Below are 14575 nucleotides of genomic sequence, written 5' to 3' on the forward strand. Positions count from 1 at the left end.
TCTGATTCCTCCTCATTGCCGTTATTCAGCTGCTGTTTTCATCATGCTCGCCGCTTCTGCACACGGCCGCCCAAAGCGAATGTCCGTCTGTGAAGATGACGGGTCCGCCTCCGCAGCCAACGGCTGGCGCACGACCGCTCCCTGCGGAAGATTCTCGGTGATGAGGGTACCGTCTGCGCTTACCCGGAGCACCGCAGCTCGTCTGGCCTGCTCCCAGCGGGTGATCTCCTCGCTCGTCCAGAACGCATAACCGAGCCGCTTCGCGGTTTCGACCGCTTGCGAAAACGCATGCCGAACGTTCCCTAGATGATGGATGTGCTGCTGGTGAAACAGGAAATGGGCGACGCCGCGGACTTCCGCCACCTTTTCGAGAAACGGGGCAATCACCGACGCATCCGTAAGCGTGGGATGCTCCAGGTCCTGGGTAAGAAAGCCGATCTGCAGCACCCGGTATAGCCGGTTGCGGTCATCCGAACGAGCGATCGGGTAATACGGATGGCTGGTACCGAACGGAAAGCCGACATTTCCTTTTTTGCTCGGCCCTCTAGTTTGATCCGCTTCGATGCCGTTCTGCTCGCACCATACATAGAGCTCTCCCCAGCCCTCAAAGCGGGTATAGTGGTTCTTGTTCGAAATGATCGGTGCGCCGCTGGTGCTCCGGATTACGTTCAGTTGACGGGCAAATTCCTCGGCGCTCCATATCCCCTTCTCCTGCTCCAAAGCATTGTAGTGAAATGCCAGCTCATGCCCGGCAGCCTGAATTTCTTTGTAGAGCGACGGGGAGTAGCCTGGTTCGATCATGCACCAGGTCGAGCGGACGCCGTTTTCCTGAAGCACGCTCAGGGTCGTTCGGGCCGCCTCCTCTATGTTGAAGTCGCTGTCGTGCGAGATCATGGCCACCTGATTGACGCCTTCAGGCCAATAGTCCAGAAACGGAAGCGTCATTCCCAGCGCATCTGCTTCCTCCATCAGTTGACGGACCATCACCTCACGCCACCAGTCTGCATACGGCGTATCAAAGTATGGCATCCCGGTCTCCGTCACCGAGCGGTCCTCATTCCAGTCCATCTCACACCGGTCATCGGCCTTCAAAATGCCTTCGTCCACCGCTCCCGTACCGTCCGGCGCGGGGATGCCGTCCTGGACGACCGGGCCGACACCCTGCTGCAGCATAACGATATTCGCGGGGATGTCCACATTCCAGCGAATCAGCCGGCCAGCACCTAGCGGAATCTCCAGAACGGCTGCGGCTGCCTCGGCACCAGCTTTATGGAGCCGGCACAGAACGCCATCCGCTTGAACCGGGATGTCGGATTTCTCTGACACCATCCACGGATCGCTGCTTACCGCCCTTAAAACCGGTATGCCTTGCGCATAGCTTATTCCTGACAGGTGCCCGTACACCGCATCCCGGATGGCAAACCGGGTACAGCCCAGCCGGCCGGCCATGCGGTTCAATCCACCGTAACTGATGAGCGTCGCTCCACGGCGGGCCCACTCCTCCAGACGGTTCAGATCCTCTTCCTTCTCTCCCGGGTGCAGTATGACGATGATATCGGGTTCATATGACTCAAGGGTTTCGGCGTCATCAAACCTTGCATAAGGAATGCCCGCATGACCAAGCACCTCCTCCACATATAGCTGAAACAGATCCTGGCCATGTCCCCAGAAGTATTCCGCCGACTGCCTGTTAAACCACAGACCGATTTTCGCTGTCTTTTTCATGATATATGTCTCCCTCCTCCACAGCTCGCATTCCCATGGGCGCTAATTCTTCCAATGCAGAACAGGGGCAAAAAGATTTGCCCCGCTGTCCCACGGATCATGCATAAAGCGTCATCTCCAAAGTCTCACTTGAACAGTGCCTTCGGATCCTTCTCTTTGATATTCGCGTTGTATTCCTGGATGATCTGGGCACCGCCTTTGTCCAGATACTCCTGAACCAGTTTATCCCAATCCGAAACCGGACGGGTGCCTGCAATCATTTTTACCTGCTCATCCATGATATACTTTCTCAACTCTGCGCCTTTCGAGTTGTCGGTCGGCGACTCCAGTCCATTGATCGGGTTTGCATAAAGCTTGATTTCCTTATACATGGATTCGATCTCCTCAACCAGATCGGCCAGCTGCTTGGTCTGATACGTAATGGAGTAATCATTATCGAAATCCTGCGGCGCCCACGACGTGTTATCAACAAAATAAGTGGAAGGCGCAAGTCCGTCGGATGCGAAATTCTCCTTGTTGACCTGCACGCCGTCCTGCATGTCATAACCCACACCGACTTTGCCCGACCACCAATCAAAATCGGCGTTTGTATCATTCCGCTGATCCTGCGGATAGAACTGGCGGCCGAAATCAATCATTTCGAAAATCTTCTTCAGCTTTTCCGGCTCATCGGCAAGTTTGGCGCTCAGCACGGTAATTCCGTTGTAGCCCGCTCCAGACGTAAGCCCTTTGTTGCCGTAATTGTCCTCGAAAGGACCAAGACTGATAAACTGGGCATCCGGATGTATACTGAGCAGGCCGTTCATGTAATCCTTCGACATGCCGCGCGGCGTTCCAATAAAGATGCCTGCTTTGCCGGAATAGAACTCCTTGTTGGTGTCTCCCCAGTTCAGGATGGCGTAGTCCTTCGTCATCGCTCCCTGTTGGTAGAGCTCAGACAGCATCGTAATGAACTCCCGGCGGCCTTCCCCGATAATGCCCGGGATGTAGTTGCCCTGCGCATCTTGGTGGTACCAGGCATCCGGGTCCCAATACGGTCCCTGGTTGAAGTTCGGGTTAATGTCCTGACCAATGGCGATTCCGTAGGTGTCCTTCTTGCTGTTGCCGTCCGGATCTCCGTTCGTGAATGCCAGCGCTACCTCTTTCAGCTCCTCGTAATTTGTCGGCGGTTTCAGGCCAAGCTTATCGAGCCAGTCCTTGCGGAGCACCGTGACGACCTGATACTTCGGAGAATACTGCGGGATGGCATAAATCTTGCCGTTCACCCGCATGGCATCCCAGATGAAATCAGGCACCACTTTAAGCGACGGATACTCCTGGATATAAGGCTCGATATCTAGGAAAGCCCCCTGCTTCGCAAATTTATTGTAGCGGTTCTTGATGTCAGCCGACATAAGTCCGATCATATCGGGTATTTTACCTGAGGCGAACACAGCGTTGATCTTCTCATCAAAGGCGGTATTCGGCACAAAAACCGGCTTGTAGTCGACTTTAAATTTCTCGTTGATCATATCAAGTCCCGGACTTGAAGTCGGTGGCGGATCACCATAGCGAAAATCAATCGTAGAGATTTCATACGTCTGCTCTGTCTGTGCCGGTTTTTCCTCCCCCCGAGTGGTCGTTCCAGGTTTCTCCTCCGCCTTCGGCTGGCCGCCGCATGCTGCCACGCTGATGGAGAGCAAGGCCGCCATCACTGCGGTAAGTCTGTGTTTCTTTAACATGAGCTTTCCCCCATTCTAATCAGTGTTGGAGTGTGACCTCCGTTTATGATTCATTCGAACAGCTCCGTTATTCGGCCGTTCGAAGTCATCAACCTTTGACGGCGCCAAGCATGACGCCTTTCGCGAAGTGCTTTTGCAAGAACGGATACACGATCAGAATCGGCAGCGTCGCCATGAGAATCGCGGCCATCTGGATCGTTTCCGGGGGCGGCGGATTATCCATGAACATGTTATCTCCTCCGAGCGTGCCTGTCGTTTCCCCCACCACCACAATCTGTCTCAACACGACCTGTATCGTCCATTTGGCCGGATCATTGATGTACAGAATCGGCGCAAAATAGTTGTTCCAGTGCGTGACCGCATAAAACAGGCTGAATGCCGCCAGCGCAGGCTTCGAGAGCGGCAGGATGATGCGCCCGAAGATCTGCAGGTCATTCGCGCCATCTACGATGCCCGCCTCGATCATATCGCTTGGGATGTTCATGAAGAATTGGCGGATGACAATCAGGTTGAAGGGCGCGATGGCCACCGGCAAAATAAGCGACCAGATGGAATCCAGCAGCCCCGTTTCCTGGACGACCAGATAGGTCGGAATCATGCCGGCCGAGAACAATAGCGCAAAGACGACCATAAACATGACGGTACGCTGGCCTACGATCGGTCTTGACAAGGCGTATGCCATCGTCGCCGTAAAAAACAGATTGACGATGGTACCGAGCACGGTAACCAGCGACGTGTTCAGCAGCGCCTGCCGGAACGTCCTGGAGGCCCAGATATATTCATAGGCGTCGGTCGTCCATTTGGACGGCCAGAGCAGCAGTTTGCTGCCCAGAAAATCCTCGAACGAGGAAAATGAAACCGAGAACAAATATAAAAAAGGAAACAGCATGACTGCGGATATGACAAGCAGCAGACTGATATTCACGCCGCTGAACAAGCGTTCCGCGATGGATTTTTGCTTCATATGTCGTTCTCCTCCCAGAAAGAATCGAAGCCCTAATATACGCCCTGTTCGCCGAATCGCTTGGACAGCTTGTTGGCGGCCATAACCAGCACGAGACCGACCAGACCCTTGAATACGCCGACCGCGGTCGAGAAGCTGTAGTCCGACTGCTGGATCCCCTTGTAATACACGAAGGTATCGAGCGTATTGCCGATGTGCATGTTAAAGGCGTTCAGTTGAAGGAACACCTGCTCGAAGCCGACCTCCAGCACGTCGCCCAAACGTATGATCAGCATGATAATGATCGTGCTGCGGATAGCGGGCAGCGTAATATGCCAGATTTGGCGGAAGCGCCCTGCGCCGTCCATGACGGCCGCCTCGTAAAGAGCCGGGTTGACGCCTGCCAGCGCCGCCAGGAAAATAATCGTTCCCCAGCCGGCTTCCTTCCAGATGACCTCCAACACCAGAAAAGCTCGGAAATAATCGGGCTCGGTGAGAAAAGGGATCGTCTGCTGCAAGCCGAACCATTCGCGCAGCACGTCGTTGATCAAGCCCTCGTTGCGGAAAAAGATCGTCACGATGCCGACCACCACGACCCAAGACAGAAAATGCGGCATGTAAACGATGGACTGCAGCCCTCTTTTCAAGAGCGGATTTGCCACCTCGTTCAGCATGATGGCCAGAATGATCGGCGCCGGAAATGCGAACGCGATCTGCAGAAATGAAATGGTAAGCGTATTCCAGATAACCTGGATAACCTCCGGGCTTTCGAAAATCCGGGCAAAGTTCGCAAAACCGACCCAAGGACTCTCCGCGAACCCCCGGAACGGGCTGTATTCTTTAAAGGCTAGGGATATGCCCAGCATGGGCAGATACCGGTACACGATAAAGTAAAGCAGGCCCGGCAGCAGCAGCAGGTATAGATAACGATCCCTCCACATTCGGGTCCGGATTCGCTTCCAAGGGCTCTTCTTGACGGGAGCGGATGGATTGACCTCCGAAATCACGGTTTCCACACAGCTTCTCTCCCTTCCGCCTGACCACCTCTGCCGGTATTCATAAGATTCCATTCATAATAGCCGGGTGGTGCGGTTTGTTTGACTTCCACGCCAGCAGTTATCTGCCTCAGCTTGAAGGAGACCTCCACAGGGTGGGGGTTATGCACAATGCAGGTTAAGCGGCGGTCATCGCTGTATAAACTCAGAGGCAGCTCCGCCTCAAAAGCGATGTCTCCGCCGGACAACCGTTCAGCCTTCCACAAATTAAGCATGCCGTTACCCGATAAACGGGCGGCTTCTCCCAGGAAAGTTATGCCCCGGTAGCGGGCTTCCACAGCGTCAGCGCAAAACAGCCAGATATCCTCCGCCCCGCCGGGCCTTTCCACCGTTAAACCGGAAGCCAAGCTTCCGGTATCCTGCTCCTCCTGAAGGATGGCCAATCTCTCGCCGTAATGGACCCGTGGATTGATCAGCGTGATGAACCGCCGTCTTTTGCCTTTCGTGCCACCGACAGCTACATATGGACCGTAGGTTTCAGCCCCAGGGTACTCGCGGAGGGTGAGCACCTTCTCCTTGGGAAAAGGAAACATCAGCTGCAGTGCGGCGCTTTCTCCCTGGAATACAACGGATTCACTTCCCAGAATCTCGCCCGGAGCCTTGGGCTCTTCTCCATCCAGAACCGCCGAAGTCGTATGAAACAGCAGCTCGGCCTCATCCGATTCCTGATGAAGCTCCACGTCATCCACGATGAAGTAATATGCCGAATCGATATGTAGGACAGATCGCCGGTAGCGTTTCAGCAGCCCGCCATAGCTTTCGGCAGCGTCCCCGACAACCGCCTCAAATGACGGGAGTAACAACTCCTCCCGGAGACCCCCGCCACCTAGGTTGATCTGCCCCTGACCATTGACGAGCAGCGAATTATGGCCCACAGTGCCGGTAGTGTAATCCGCCTTCGGACCGGGTACATAATCCTGGTAGCCGGGATTGGTCAACAGCCACTCTCCGCCGACATTGATCACCAGATTGTTCTGGTCCTTGTGATTATGGTCCTTCGCCGAGCTGCTTGAGGTGAAGCACAGCAGATGATCCTCATCGCCCCATCCCGACCGCAGGGCGGCCCAGCCTACGCTCCGGAATACTGCGGAAGCGCGCTTCCCGTACAGCTCCGTTGGACTTGCAGGTGAGGTCTCTTTCCGTAAATAAAGAAGCGATGCGTGATGCGTTGCAGCATGCTTGTGCAGGTACCAAACCGCTGCCGGATGGTCGTAATGGGTAGCTGTCATGGCCATGAGGTAAGCGATATCGAGCTTGTAAAACGAATCCGACAGATTCGGAAACGAGCTTTCCTTTCCCGGTGCCAGGAGCCGAAAAAAACGTTCAGGAAGCTCTTCCCGCAAATACGGATGCTTAACCAGGCTGTCATCGCCGCTGATTCTCCGATAAAGATCCGCCGCCATCCAGGCATGGCGCGCAGCCACATTGTCGTACAGCAGCCCCTCTGTTTCTCCGGACATCCCTTTTCGGTCCAGATAGCTTTGAAGATAAGTAAGTCCGGCCTGCAAATATTTGGCGGCAAACGGGTTCTCATCCATGATGGCCGCCGCGCCGTACACCATCGCCACCTGCTTGGCTGCCACGATGTTGTGCATATCACGGCTTCCGATATCGATGGCCAGCGGATGCAGCCCTTTATCCAGAATGGCTTGTCGAATGGATCGCCGCTCTTCTTCCGTCAGCAAGCTGTGAATGGCATCATAGGCGCACGAAGCGCCTAGCAGCAGATGGGCGTTGCTCAGATTTCCTTCCGCACCCCGCTCGTCGAACTCATACCATTTGCCGAAGGCAGCCAGGGACAACAGATGCTGCTTCACTCGAACCGCATACTTTCTCTCTTCCGTCACCAGGAAGGCCGTGGACATGACGACCAGCCGATCCTCTATCGCTCTGGCGTACATCGTCCAGAACGGGAAGAAGGTATGGCCTTGCGGTTCTCGTACCCGCTTCGGCTCCGTTAGGGGCATCGCAACCTTCCACTGATCCGATATGGACGGATACAGCACCTCGAAGCTATCTTCCTCCACATAGTCGTCCGCTTTTGCCAAGTATCCGGCCCATAGCACAGATGCATCGATTGCCCTCGCAGAACTGCCGTCATCCCGCTTAATCCGATCCCGAAAATCCGCGAGCTCATCGATCGAAAACAACATCCTCGGACGGTCCTTCAGCTTCAATTTCGCGGGTTGACCAGCCGGCCTTACAAGAACCTTCCATTTAAACTCTGAAAATCTATCGTCCAGAAAGTCTACGGCAATTTCGGTCTCGCCCGGCTTCAGCCCGGTGATCGCGCTGCCGTTCACCTCAACGATCTCCGGGTCGCTGCAAGTCATGCTAAAGGTCGTATCCGATTGCGGCTCCATTCTTCCGCAGGGGTGCACAAGCATGAAGTTAAGCCGATGTTCCTCCCCGGCCTCCAGGAGCGAGGGCTTAATAAATTCCATCCGCAGCAACAATCGCAAGTTCCTCCTTTTATTAAGTGAGTATCTTTCTTTTCAATCGATCAAGAAAACGCTGTCATAAGTTTTTGCAACAAAGCACCGATTGAAGCCATCCGCCGTTACGTAACTTCTGGTTGTCATGATTCAATTGAATTCCCTTTTTAATATACATGTATATTACTTGTATATTTTATGATCTGTCAATTCAAATTTTTGTTGCATTCGTCCAACTGCAACATGATCAATCGGAAGGAAATCCCCCTTATACGGCCTGCTATAAGGAAACTTGCCCGTTCCACAGCGTTAGGCTGCAACCATATTTATTTCCGACTTTAAATCTTTGTTGTTAATCTCAATCCTTCACTTGCGGCGTCCGTTCAGGCGAAATCCAAATGTAAAGCGGCACCAAACATTCCTTTTGGTGCCGCCTCTTTTTGCCTTGCTATTTAACCGTGACTACACATTCCGACTTCTTGCTGCATTGAATCTTTGCCAAAAGTCTATGATCCATTCCTAAAAGTTAAGCAATTAACATTAAAACTACCTGCCGGGAAGCTTGATGCCGCGCCATTCGCTTACATCGCATTGGCCATATTCATTATCGCCCACGGCTACGACCGTGCCATCCGATTGAAGGCCGAGCGTATGAGCGCATCCCGCCGCTACCGCTACAATGTCGCGCCAGCCGCTTACATTGCATTGTCCATGCTGATTCCAGCCCGCGGCAATGACCGTACCGTCGGATTTAAGACCGATGGTATGATAACTCCCCGCCGCTACCGCCACTATGCCGCTCCAACCGATTACATCGCACTGGCCGTGCTTATTTAAACCCACAGCGGCCACCGTGCCGTCCGATTGAAGCCCGACGGTATGAAGGTAGCCCGCCGATGCTTCCACGATGTTGCGCCAGCTGCTTACATTGCATTGGCCGTACCGATTATTCCCCACGATCGTTACCGTCCCGTCCGCTTTTAGACCGACCGTATGCCAGTCACCTGCGGCGACCGCCACTATGTCGAGCCAGCCGCCTATACTGCATTGACCTTCATTATTTCGTCCCGCAGCCACCACTGAGCCGTCGGATTTAAGACCGACGGTGCGACGCCAGCCTGCCGCTACCGCAACCATATCGCGCCACCCGCTGACATCGCATTGATTATGCTTATTCCAACCCACGGCCGCCACCGTACCGTCCGATCTAAGACCGATGGTATGAGCATTCCCCGTGTTCGTTGCCATATGAACATTCCCGGCCGCGACCGCTACGATATCGCGCCAGCCGCTGACATCGCATTGGCCATTATGATTATCTCCTGCGGCCGTGACCGTGCCGTCCGATGTAAGAGCCACGGAATGACGTCGACTCGCCGCTATGGTATGTTTGGGCCACCGTTTTCCTTTGAACGCCGCTTCTGGCTGGGAAGTGCAATCCATGTCTTACCTCCTCGAAAAGTGTGAGTTTCGATATTTCTTCCGGAAAGTTCTCCTATTCCATTTCGTTTATGATAGATCCAAATTTAAAGCAGGGCGTACGCCATAACCGTCAATACTGTTATTTCCGTAACTGCGAGCACTGCAGCCTGTCCCTACAAAATACGCACGCGAAGGCTTGTTTCCTTGCGTCCGCAGCCACCACCAGGAACAGCCAGCTTCTTTGCCGTCTATGATCATATAGTTGTCTTTGTTCGTTTTATCATATACATATAAGCTGCATCCATCGGGCTTAATCGTTTTGGCATAATCGGTTCCGACAGCGCGTCTCCAATCCTTGCCGTGAGTCTCAGATACATCGTTTATTTCGGCAACGCTGAGCAGAAAAACCTTATCCTCCGTATCCGGGCAGCCCTTTCCGTTGTCCGTGCAATGCGTCGTCTTGATGAGTTCTTTCTCCGAAGCATTGAATGCGACGTTATAGAATTCATGATTCAGCCACTCGCGCAAGTCGCAGTCATGCCACGATATATCCATGCAATCACGCCACGTCAGATCCGCACGCTTGCCGTGATACCTCTTGCAGTCCAAAATATATTCGCTCAATACCAACAGCTCGCTTCCTGAGTTTTGAAGAACACGCCAAGTAATCGCCTGTTCTTTGCCGTCCATAGTCTGCGGATACGTGCCGAACGTAATGAATTCGCCGGGCTTTAGGTTGCGATATGACGCTAAAGCATAATTCCCTTTTTCCATGACCTTTACCTCCTCCATGTTGCGTTCCTGCTTCGATCATATAACATTCATGCAAGATTTCGCTTGATATACCGGGAATCCTTGTGGGGAGGGTCATTGTCTCTTATAATATTGTTGCCGTACTTTAGAGTTTGACTTTAAGGAAGGTGCACGCAAATGGACAGAACCTTTACACCGAAACAGATGGCCAAGAAACTTCATGTCAGCACCACTACCTTGCGAAGATATGAAAATCTCGGCCTGGTGCCTGACGTACCTCGGACTTCAAGCAACAGAAGATATTACACGCCGCTCCATGATCAAGCTTTTCTTGCTTTACGATCCTTGGTCCAAGGATTCGATCTGCCTATCGCCTACGAGGTCATGAGTTTATTAAAGAAAGGTCATGTTGAACAAGCACTTTGGATGATCAATGTACAGCAGTACAACATTCAGGTAGAGAAGCAGCGAGTCGAGGAGGTTATGAGGCTCATTCATCAAACGGATTTCTCCAAGTATAGAAATATTAAGGTCACGGATGAAATGAAAATCGGGGAGGTCGCGTTGATCGCTGGCGTTAACCCCTCCGCTATTCGACATTGGGAAAAGGAGGGACTTATTCGCGCTAAGCGAAACGCGGAAAACGGATATCGAGTCTTTACGTCTCAGGAATTAAAAAAGATTATAGTGCTAAGCAGTTTAAGGAAAACCATCTTTTTCATTGAAAGCATGAAACAGCTGCTTGAAGCTTTAGAGACACATGATCTAACTACGATTGAACGCTCCTTCAAAGTGGCTCTTCAGAAGCTGAATGAGCAACTGGAAAAGCAAATGAACGGCATATCCGAAATGATGAGATACATACAATTTTTCAAGTAAAACGTATATTCTTCAATCATGACCACCCGTCCAACGGGTGGTTTGCTCTTGGGGTATAACCCCTTGTTGCCAAACTGCGCCTAAAGACGCTAGCCTGACCACAAATCCGTTCAGGCTCAGTGTTTTTGTCACTTTCACTTACCAGTTAAACTGGTTTATTTCTTCTTGCTCCTGTTGCTACTGAACGGATCTTCGTACTCTTTTACACTCAGCTTATCTACCGCTTGGTCATGTGCTTCTTGTTCACGAATGTACTTTCTTACCGTTGCTTCATTTAATCCTACCGTACTCACATAATATCCTTCTGCCCAGAATTTTCGATTCCCGTATTTATATTTGAGTTGGGCATGCTTCTCAAAGATCATTAGCGAACTTTTTCCTTTTAGATATCCCATGAACGATGAGACTGCAATTTTCGGTGGGATCGCTACCAACATGTGTACATGATCCGGCATCATATGACCTTCTATGATCTCTACACCTTTGTACTTGCATAAGCGCTTGAAAATTTCAATCAGATCTCTTCTCACTTGATTATAAATCTCTTTCCGTCTATACTTCGGGGTGAATACAATGTGGTATTTGCACATCCACTTTGTGTGAGCTAGGCTGTAGCTCTTGGTTGCCATCTAAGACCATTCCTTTCTTTGAGCCTGAACATCTCAAGTTTATCGGAATGGTCTTAGTGGTCAAACCCTCAATCCCTCCACCCGCATAGCGGGTGGTTTTTTGTTTCGCGCGTTTCACGCACTCAACTGGCTAAAGCCATAACAAAAAAAGCCGCATTTCATGCGGCTTTTACAGTATCCATGGCCATTCTGTTCGATGAAAGATGTTACCTGTTCTTTGATCATCTGAGGAGGCTAGGTGTATTTAACCTAACTGGCGTTTAAAGGCTTTATTAGCGAAAAAGTAAGCGATGACCATGATGCCGACGCACCAGGCAAGCGCGATCCAGATATCGTTTCCGACAGATCCTTCATGCAAGAGGGCACGAATCGCATTTACGATGGAAGTCACGGGCTGGTTCTCAGCGAACGCACGCACAATTTTAGGCATGGTTTCGGTAGGGACAAAGGCCGAACTGATAAACGGCAAGAATATCAGCGGGTATGAGAAGGCCGTCGCCCCTTCCATCGTCTTTGCTGTCAAGCCGGGAATGACCGCCAGCCATGTCAGCGCCAGCGTAAACAACCCGAGTATCCCTGTTACCGCGAGCCAATCCAGGATATTAGCGCCGGAACGGAAGCCCATCAATAGCGCGACGAGGAAAACCACCACGACCGTAAGCGCATTGGAAACAAGCGATGTCAACACATGAGCCCACAATACCGACGAGCGCTTGATCGGCATGGTAATGAAACGCGCCATCAGTCCGCTCTTTACATCTCCGAACAGCCGGAAGGCAGTATAAGAGACGCCGGATGCGATAGCCATCAGCAAGATTCCCGGCAATAAATAATTGACGTAGTTGGCCGTGCCAGTCTCTATGGCGCCGCCAAATACGTAGACAAACAACAGCATCATCATTATCGGCGTAATCGCCACCGTGATAATCGTATCCGGGCTGCGCATGATGTTGCGCATTAAACGCCCCAATAATACCCCTGTTTTGCTTTTCATTTACATTTCCTCCTTTTTACCGATGATTGCAAGGAAAATTTCCTCCAATGTCGGCTGCTTCTCGATATACTCTACTTTTGCCGGCGGGAACATCTCTTTGAGTTCGGAAAGGGTACCGGTCGTGATGATTTTTCCGCCATGCAGGATGGCGATACGGTCCGCCAGTTGCTCGGCTTCCTCCAGGTACTGGGTCGTCAGCAAGATGGTCGTGCCGCTGCCGGCAAGCTCCTTGACGGTATTCCAGACTTCAATTCGTGCTTCAGGGTCAAGTCCTGTGGTCGGTTCGTCGAGAAAAATGACGGCTGGACTCCCGATCAGGCTCATGGCGATATCAAGCCGGCGCTTCATCCCGCCGGAATACTGGTCCGCCCGGCGGCCCGCCGCATCGGTCAGGCTGAATTTGGCAAGCAGATTGTCAGCGACTTGAGCAGGATTGGGAACTCCCCTCAGCTTGGCGATCATAATGAGGTTTTCCCTTCCTGTGTTCATGCCGTCAATAGCTGCAAACTGCCCAGTCAGGCTGATGCTTTGGCGAACATGATCCGGTTGACGCTGGACGTCAGAGCCGCAAATACTCGCTGCGCCGCCATCCGGCTTCATCAGCGTCGAGAGGATATTGACCGTCGTCGTCTTGCCCGCTCCATTGGAGCCCAGCAGCGCGAAAATTTCGCCGCGCCGCACTTCAAAATCCACCCCTTTTAAGACTTCCTTGTCTTTAAAGGATTTTTTTAACCCTTTTACTGAAATCGCCGCATTGCTCATATTTTTTCCTCCTTATAATCGATTAGGCCGCGCTTGAGAATTCCGAAAATTACGGTTAAGTGCCTTGAGAGCTAAATTAACGCAACTAGTTAGTCTGACTGATAATCTGTATTACTTACTACTGGACTAAAAATATAACTGAATAGCGAAGGTGGCAATTCACACGCGTAACCAGCTAATCAGTCGGTATTATTGTAATGAATTTATTTCTTACCCAATCGTTTCATGATGCTCTGATTCAAATCTTCACGATACTTCGCGACATAGGTTTTAGCGTTAGCAACCAGCTCGTCGGCAAAGGATGCCACGTCGTCCCCGGTGATCTCCAGCACTGGTCTGCCTTCCGCCGCACCGGCTTCGAACAATTCGATTAATTCATACTGCATATGCAGCATATCCATCCCGTTGCCGGAGGAGAAATTCCACATGTAATTTTGAATCTTCTTAAATACATACTGGTAGTCTTCTGGCAGGACTTCAACGCGTGCCATCATCATCTTGTATTCTTTTTTATCGCCGATCATTTTTTTGAATATTTCCATCATGTTATGGTTCCTCCTTTTTTATAAAACCGAACCCGACACTCCATATCTCGGACGGAATATCTTATGATGCTACGTCGACTTCAAGACGTTGATTTTTGATGATACAAAATCCCACTTTTCCCAAAACAACTCAAGTTCCTGGCGGCCCGCTTCATTCAGTGTGTAAAACTTGCGAGGCGGTCCCATGTCTGACGGTTTTTTTTCGATGTTCACCAATTTCTTCTTCTCCAATCGCACGAGAATGGTGTAGACCGTCCCTTCCACGACTTCGGTAAACCCAAGCTCGTTCAGACGGCGGGTAATCTCGTAGCCATAGGTTTCATGGCGGCTGATGATTTCAAGCACGCAGCCTTCCAGCGAACCCTTCAGCATTTCAGTTAAATTTTCCATGTTCAAAGCCTCCTCTTTTTCGTCCCTCCTCTATTTAGTCTGACCAATATTCAGTACAACATAGTACTAAGGGAATGTTTTTTACCTAACAGCTTTTGTAAATCGAGCTATTTAGTATTACTTACTACAGGTACATTGTATTACAGAGTAGATGGAGTGTCAACTGTTTTAATAAAAATTATTCTCCACATTCCGCGGCTCGGTAATTAGTGTGACATATTACCGGTATATCGTAACACAAAGTAGTTGGTTTTTCAACATGATTGTCTTTTTCCTTGTAAAGCAGGATCAACCTGACGCTTCTCCAATTATTCACACTTTT

The 14575-nt window shown here is 51.3% G+C and carries 13 protein-coding genes; 1 reads left to right on the forward strand and 12 read right to left on the reverse strand.

The window, feature by feature from the left end; genetic code table 11:
* Positions 1–21 precede the first annotated feature (21 nt).
* From MHI43_RS17465 to MHI43_RS17495, 7 genes are all read right to left on the reverse strand, one after another.
* Positions 22–1725 carry a hypothetical protein gene (locus tag MHI43_RS17465; RefSeq protein WP_036660681.1) on the reverse strand — a complete coding sequence of 568 codons (1704 nt, stop codon included), beginning with the start codon at positions 1723–1725 and terminating at the stop codon, positions 22–24.
* A gap of 125 nt (positions 1726–1850) precedes the next feature.
* Positions 1851–3446: an extracellular solute-binding protein gene (locus MHI43_RS17470; protein ID WP_036660682.1), complete on the reverse strand. Its 1596-nt coding sequence runs from the start codon at positions 3444–3446 to the stop codon at positions 1851–1853.
* An 88-nt stretch (positions 3447–3534) separates the two neighbouring features.
* Complete coding sequence (locus MHI43_RS17475; RefSeq protein ID WP_015735651.1) at positions 3535–4410, reverse strand: carbohydrate ABC transporter permease; 876 nt, start codon at positions 4408–4410, stop codon at positions 3535–3537.
* 32 nt (positions 4411–4442) lie between these two features.
* Positions 4443–5405: an ABC transporter permease subunit gene (locus MHI43_RS17480; protein WP_036660683.1), complete on the reverse strand. Its 963-nt coding sequence runs from the start codon at positions 5403–5405 to the stop codon at positions 4443–4445.
* On the reverse strand, positions 5393–7900 hold the full coding sequence (locus tag MHI43_RS17485; protein ID WP_036660684.1) for a heparinase II/III family protein: 2508 nt from the start codon (positions 7898–7900) through the stop codon (positions 5393–5395). Before MHI43_RS17485 ends, MHI43_RS17480 begins: the two co-directional genes overlap by 13 nt.
* Positions 7901–8425: 525 nt before the next feature.
* Positions 8426–9322 carry a chromosome condensation regulator gene (locus MHI43_RS17490; protein ID WP_036660686.1) on the reverse strand — a complete coding sequence of 299 codons (897 nt, stop codon included), beginning with the start codon at positions 9320–9322 and terminating at the stop codon, positions 8426–8428.
* A 66-nt stretch (positions 9323–9388) separates the two neighbouring features.
* On the reverse strand, positions 9389–10075 hold the full coding sequence (locus tag MHI43_RS17495; protein WP_036660688.1) for a DUF6273 domain-containing protein: 687 nt from the start codon (positions 10073–10075) through the stop codon (positions 9389–9391).
* Between the two features lie 156 nt (positions 10076–10231).
* Between MHI43_RS17495 and MHI43_RS17500 the strand changes: the two genes are divergently transcribed.
* Positions 10232–10933: a MerR family DNA-binding transcriptional regulator gene (locus tag MHI43_RS17500; protein ID WP_036660690.1), complete on the forward strand. Its 702-nt coding sequence runs from the start codon at positions 10232–10234 to the stop codon at positions 10931–10933.
* A 155-nt stretch (positions 10934–11088) separates the two neighbouring features.
* Here the strand turns inward: MHI43_RS17500 and tnpA are convergent, their stop codons facing one another.
* The 5 genes from tnpA to MHI43_RS17525 all read right to left on the reverse strand — a co-directional run bounded on the left by tnpA (position 11089) and on the right by MHI43_RS17525 (position 14253).
* Positions 11089–11562: an IS200/IS605 family transposase gene (tnpA, locus tag MHI43_RS17505; protein WP_015737123.1), complete on the reverse strand. Its 474-nt coding sequence runs from the start codon at positions 11560–11562 to the stop codon at positions 11089–11091.
* 244 nt (positions 11563–11806) lie between these two features.
* Positions 11807–12556: an ABC transporter permease gene (locus MHI43_RS17510; RefSeq protein WP_009592402.1), complete on the reverse strand. Its 750-nt coding sequence runs from the start codon at positions 12554–12556 to the stop codon at positions 11807–11809.
* Complete coding sequence (locus MHI43_RS17515) at positions 12557–13318, reverse strand: ATP-binding cassette domain-containing protein (protein ID WP_036660692.1); 762 nt, start codon at positions 13316–13318, stop codon at positions 12557–12559.
* Positions 13319–13521: 203 nt separating this feature from the next.
* The gene (locus MHI43_RS17520; protein ID WP_036660693.1) at positions 13522–13863 is read right to left on the reverse strand and encodes a DUF1048 domain-containing protein; all 342 of its coding nucleotides are present in this window, start codon (positions 13861–13863) and stop codon (positions 13522–13524) included.
* Positions 13864–13932: 69 nt separating this feature from the next.
* On the reverse strand, positions 13933–14253 hold the full coding sequence (locus tag MHI43_RS17525; RefSeq protein ID WP_015735658.1) for a PadR family transcriptional regulator: 321 nt from the start codon (positions 14251–14253) through the stop codon (positions 13933–13935).
* Positions 14254–14575: the final 322 nt, after the last annotated feature.

This window comes from Paenibacillus sp. FSL H8-0457, assembly GCF_038051935.1.
In the GTDB taxonomy this organism is placed as follows: Bacteria; Bacillota; Bacilli; order Paenibacillales; family Paenibacillaceae; genus Paenibacillus_AQ; species Paenibacillus_AQ lautus_A.